Origin of the sequence: Streptococcus mitis (genome assembly GCF_003942795.1) — a bacterium.
Classification (GTDB): domain Bacteria; phylum Bacillota; class Bacilli; order Lactobacillales; family Streptococcaceae; genus Streptococcus; species Streptococcus mitis_BJ.
Window position 1 is genome coordinate 1 of sequence record NZ_RJNY01000036.1, and the last position, 5,518, is coordinate 5,518.

Annotated in this window: 7 protein-coding genes; all 7 read right to left on the reverse strand. The window is 40.5% G+C overall.

From position 1 onward, the window contains the following. Positions 1 to 79 precede the first annotated feature (79 nt). Positions 80 to 994, reverse strand: coding sequence for a peptidase (locus tag D8847_RS10135; RefSeq protein ID WP_125841462.1), 915 nt, complete (start codon positions 992 to 994; stop codon positions 80 to 82). 155 nt (positions 995 to 1,149) lie between these two features. Next, positions 1,150 to 1,560 (reverse strand): hypothetical protein, encoded by a 411-nt coding sequence (locus tag D8847_RS10140; protein ID WP_125841463.1) that lies wholly within the window; start codon positions 1,558 to 1,560, stop codon positions 1,150 to 1,152. Next, a complete protein-coding gene (locus D8847_RS10145) occupies positions 1,535 to 2,446 on the reverse strand; it encodes a phosphodiester glycosidase family protein (RefSeq protein ID WP_125841464.1) in 912 nt (303 codons plus the stop codon). The genes D8847_RS10140 and D8847_RS10145 overlap by 26 nt, the downstream gene beginning before the upstream one ends. Beyond that, positions 2,443 to 3,486 carry a bifunctional glycosyltransferase family 2/GtrA family protein gene (locus D8847_RS10150; protein ID WP_125841465.1) on the reverse strand — a complete coding sequence of 348 codons (1,044 nt, stop codon included), beginning with the start codon at positions 3,484 to 3,486 and terminating at the stop codon, positions 2,443 to 2,445. The genes D8847_RS10145 and D8847_RS10150 overlap by 4 nt, the downstream gene beginning before the upstream one ends. A gap of 191 nt (positions 3,487 to 3,677) precedes the next feature. Continuing rightward, positions 3,678 to 4,514 (reverse strand): AraC family transcriptional regulator, encoded by an 837-nt coding sequence (locus D8847_RS10155; protein ID WP_125841466.1) that lies wholly within the window; start codon positions 4,512 to 4,514, stop codon positions 3,678 to 3,680. 203 nt (positions 4,515 to 4,717) lie between these two features. Continuing rightward, complete coding sequence (locus tag D8847_RS10160) at positions 4,718 to 5,212, reverse strand: YkgJ family cysteine cluster protein (RefSeq protein WP_084859902.1); 495 nt, start codon at positions 5,210 to 5,212, stop codon at positions 4,718 to 4,720. 91 nt (positions 5,213 to 5,303) lie between these two features. Beyond that, the coding region (locus D8847_RS10165; protein WP_142999092.1) for a transposase at positions 5,304 to 5,518 on the reverse strand (215 nt) is incomplete at its 5' end.

Genomic DNA, 5,518 nt, shown 5'->3' on the forward strand with positions numbered 1-5,518 from the left:
GTTGTTAACAATTCAAAACGCAGTTCTTCGTTTTACGAAAAACCGCTTTTACGAACTATTTTTTTTATGCTTATAGTCACTACTTTACATATAAATCTTTAAAGAGACCATCTACTTCTGCTATCTGACAGAGCAAGCGGGATAGTTCTTGGTAGTCTTCTTTTAAACACGAAAGGTGGGCTTGGCCAAATAGAGTAGCCAATTCCTCTTTTAATCTTGCCCCTTCTGGATCATGAACTTTTAAGAACTTACTGAGATAGAGATTTCGAACAGCCGCAAGTTTAAAGCTGAAATACTGATGCAATTGTTTTTGTTCCGTATTTAAGCCATTTTCAGCAACTGCTTTTGCATAGCATTCCAAAACACCGTTTTGGCCATTCAGATATCGGTTCTTCATAATCCTTGATGTTTCCTGATAGATTTCAGTCTGACTAGGACTCTTGACCTTCTTAAAATTTCCCCACATGGAGTAAGATCCACGCTTATAGTCAATAGCCTCTGCCTTCCAAGCTTCTAAGATGTCATTAAAAGCAACCTTCATACAGGCAAAACCAGCTGGATCATGCAAATAGAGATACTGATCATCAATGTCATACACGGTTACGAAGTGATCCACGCCATAAAGGATTGTGTGATTGGGGTTGTAAGTCAGAAGTCCCATATCAAGAGGTCCCAGTACGACAGGTCCATTGGACAGAAATGTTTCCAACTTTCCTTTAACCTCTTCCAAATCTACTTCCGATCCATCCTTTAAATAGAAGTCTTCATAGTCAAACCCTAGTATTTTTAAGGAATGAGAGATGGAAAGATCTGGTATTCCATTATCAAAGAATACTAGAGGGTTCTGCTCATCTTCCTTTACGATACTAGCGCCATTACCCATCGCCATGATTGCCTCTAAAAAATCTGCTTTAAAATCATAACCATAGGCATCCAGTGCCATTGCCAATGAATAGCTATAGCAAAGCGACACATCACCAAAATACATCTGCATATTCCTGCCTCCTTATCTTCTATGGAACTATTATACCGAGAAAACTATTCGTATGCCCCATAAAATCCAAACAAAAAATATGGGTATTGGTGATCTATAGTCATGAACTTCAACAAGAAAACTGGCTGCTTCTCTCAACAACCAGTTTTCAATTTTTAAGCTAATTCTTGACTGTTTTTCTTATGAAAGAAAAGCGAGGCGATAGCCAAAATAGCAAAGGCTAGTCCAACATACCAGTAAGGTTGATCTAAGGTCGTTGAACGACCTGATAGATTGACAATACCTCGAAAGAGCATTCCAGCTGTTAGGACTGCAACTGCCGAGTTCCACAAGTTTAGGCTGAGTCGTCCTAAGTTTGGCATGATTTTCAACAAAAGTGAAAGAATGGCGCCTCCTAGTAGAGGAACTGCAAAGAGATAGTGCATATGAAGCGAGGTCTCCCCAAAACTAAAGGACTCATAGATACGGCTCAATGCAAAGAAGAAAATAGTGAGAAGACTATAGCCAACGAGTGTCTTTCTGAGGCGTTTGTTTTTGATTTTAGTAACCAATGTAGACAATATCACTCACCGCCCTTTCTGATATCTTGCTTCCACCTGTAGTCGGCTTATTGATTACCTGACCGTTAAAGTAGAGAGTTGAGGAACCACCACCATCAAGGTTATAGGCCGTCTTCACTCCGTAAGATTTCATCACTTCTGCCATCTGGTAAAGTGATAAGCCCTTGCTTTCAGCGGTACGACCATCCGAAACGACGATGATGTAGTGATTTTCATTGATAATCCCGATGGCTGTACGAGGATTCGATGACATGGCTTGACCGACTTCTGTATTGGTATCAACGGATATTTCTCCATTCTCAACTAGAGACGGACCAAATGCCAGTAGATTGACGACACCGTCCTGAACCAACTGATCGGCTGAAACTTGGTCCTCGTAGATGATTTTAAAGGAGCCGTCCTTGTAAATGGCAAGGTCACCGTTACTAGCGTCTTCACGGACACTGTCCCGATAGACAACTCCATTACGGATAACATAACCAGAGCTATTAGCTCCATAGTAGTCACCGTTGACAGCTAGAATAGCATTGTTTTCAGCAGCCGTTACAGAGGTTTTAGCTGTGACGTTGGTTCCATAGGAGTTTTGAGCTAGGGCTGTTTTTAGATAATCCGATGAACTAAGGGTTATATCTGCCACATAGACCTGCGTTTCATTCACAGTCTTTTCAGTGAGATTGACACTGATATTTCCATCTGAATAGCTAGTATCCGTCACCTGGGCATTTTTTGCTGCCTGACTTGCTGCTGTGGTGTTAGACGTTGAGCTTGTATTGGATACAGTGGAAATCGTTTCAGCGAGTACAAAGGTCTTCAACATCGAATAGGTAAAGGAGCTTGTCAGGAGCAAGCCCAAGACCGAGGCGTATAGATAGGGTTTCTTTAAAACTTTCATAATGGGCTACAAGTCCTTTCTTTGAAAATAAAGCGGGTTTGAACTGTCCAAGAGAGGATAAAGAGCATGATTCCAACAAAAATCTTCGCGATTAGCAAGTTAACTCCAAGACCCGAATTAAAGAGTCGAATCAGGATGGTGTCTAAGATAAAGAGACCAACTGCTAATCCAAAATAGCCTGATCCTGTTTTAAAACTGCTCGCCTTGTTCTTAAAGACCAATTTTTTGTTGGTAGAAAAGTTAAAGATGGAGCTAGTCACACGTGCCAAACCATTTGAGAGGAGAACACGAAGACCTGTTGGAATAAAGCTCAAGCATAGAATAGAGAGAGCGTAGACCACATAATCTACGATAAAACTACTAAAAGACGAGAGTGCAAACTTTAAAATATTTTTATAAATCATCAAGCCATCCCGAATAGGTCGGAAGTGAGAAGCCTCATTGTCGTTGATATAGACTGTTTCAATCGGAACTTCTAGGATTGGGTAGGCTTGGCTTGCTTCGAGGAGCATATTCATCTCGTATTCATACCGTTGTCCTTCTATCTTGAGCATAAAAGGAATCATATCCGTTGAAAAGGCACGTAATCCTGTCTGTGTGTCGGATACAGCGACACCCGTTTGCAGTTTAAACAAGATACGAGTCAAGCTGTTTCCAAAACGACTACGCAAGGGAACCTTGCCAGTAAAGGCACGGACACCAAGGACAAGTGTATTAGGATTTTCATTTGATTTGGTCAAGCTACGAAAGATGTCCCAGATTCTGTGTTGGCCATCTGCATCCGCTGTAACCACAGTCCCTGGCTTATTGAGAGACTGAATGTGCTCAAAAGCTGTTTTCAGAGCTTGCCCTTTTCCTTGATTGACCTGGTGGTGAAGCACCGTCGCAAAATTCGCTGCTCGAGCAAAAATGTCTTGGCATTCTGCCGAACTTCCATCATCAATGACAATGATGTAAAAATTGCTCTTATTGTGAATCTTTTCAACCAATTTAATGAGATTGTAGTCAGGTTCGTAAGCTGGAATAACTAGATAGTTCATATTTACACCTCTTTCTTTGATGATTGGAAAAGTATACAAGTAAATGCTTAAAAATTCCTTATACTTAAATTTAAGCAAAATAAGACTTATTGTTTTTCTTAGAAATCCCCGATTCCAAATAAAGAAAAACTCTGTAAAAGGTATCTTCTACAGAGTTCGATTTGCATCTTTATAAATTGTCAGAAAATGATCTAGTTCTTAATCACCGGTATCCAGAGTTCCATTTGATAGTCTGGTGACGACATATCACCTTCGGAATAAACTTCAAAGTCTGGTGCACCTGAGTGGCGATAGCCAGTTTCTGGGAAAAAGACCTCCAAGACATATTTCCAAGCATTGTGAATGCTAGCTGGTATAGGGCCTTTGACTGGGACGATAGCATATTCAGATGCTGGGATTTCCTTGATAGAAAGGCCTAGGGCTTCTGCTTTCGCTTTATCCGTCACATCATAAGCCGCCATGTAGTTGATGATTTCGCCTTCTTTGACATCCGAGCAGACACCAAAAGATTGGCCACTGCCTAGACTCTCTAGCCTTTCAAAGCTGTGATTGGCATAGAGCTGCTCCCATGCAGACGGACACTGGCTATTGTCAATAGCTTCCAATAGGACGCCTGCCACGGAAAATGCAGGTTTCTTTTGAATCTTGATATCCATGTTCTTTCCTCCTGTGATTTTTAAGGATAATTGAAGTTTAGGAAAAACCCGATAAGGTTTTCCATTTCGAACTTCTGAGGGAGTTGCCCCATGGAATTTCTTGAAGGCTGAGCTGAAAGCATCCGCAGAGTCATAGCCATATTTCATTGCTATGTCAATGACTTTCTCATAGCTTTCCCGCAAATCCATCACAGCCTCTGACAGCCTGCGATTGCGCAAGTATTCTGCTAATGTCATATCTGCCAGGATAGAAAATAGCCTGCTAAAGAGAGGGTAAGAATAGCCCGATAGTTGCTGAAATCTTTTCATATCCACTTCTCCAGTCAGCTGCTGCTCCAAATAATCCATGGTTCGATTGAATTGATGCATCATATTCTTTTTTTCTTACCTCCATAAGATACAAAGGACGTTAAAAGCAAAGTGAAAATTGGAAAATTTACGGAGGGGCTCCTGCTCCGAGAAAATTTCATCTTTTTCACGCAGCTTTTAAGCCGTGTTCAATTCTAACTATATTCTAGCAAATACAAGATACTTCCGCCCTAGAATATTTGTACAAGATTTAAAGGTTCAAATCCTTATAACTTATCTTTTAATTTCTCAACAAAGAGATAAGCTGCTGGGCAGGTCAAGGTATTCTTAATCGTCAAATGATTAATTTGATGGATCTTTTTACGATCTGTATGGGGGAACTCTCGACAGGCCTTTGGTCGAACGTCGTAGATGGAGCAGAGATTGTCTCCTCCTAGAAAGGGGCAAGGCATGGATTTGAAAACCTTGTCCCCATCTTCATCTACCTGAAGGAATTCCGCTTCAAAAGCTGGTAATTTCATCTTAAAGTACTTAGCAATACGGGTAATATCGGCTTCCTTAAAGTCAGGCCCCAATGTCTTGCAACAATTCGCGCAGGCGGTACAATCAATCTCATCAAAAACTTCTTGGTGAATCTGCTGGGCAATCTTATCTAAGTTTTTAGGAGGTTTTTTCTTTAGATTAGCTAACACTTTGCGGTGCTCCTTCTGCTTTTGCAGTGCTAGTTGGTGGTAATACTCAATATCAATCTCTTTAGACATAATTTCTTTCTAATACAAGTGTTTTTGTCTATTATACCATAAACTATTTTCTATTTTGGCTCTTTGTCAACTGTAGTGGGTTGATGAAAAGCTATACCCTGGAGAGGACCAAATTGGTTCTCTCCTTTTTGATGTTCAAAGCAATGAGAATTCTAGTTTTAAAGTTGTCAAAGTTCCGAAAGCCAAAAGCATTTCGCTTGATGACTTTGATGAGGTTATTGGTAGCCTCCAGTTTTGCGTTTGAGTAGGGAAGTTCCAGTGCATTCATGATCTTGTACTTATCTTTCAAAAAGGTCTTAAAAATAG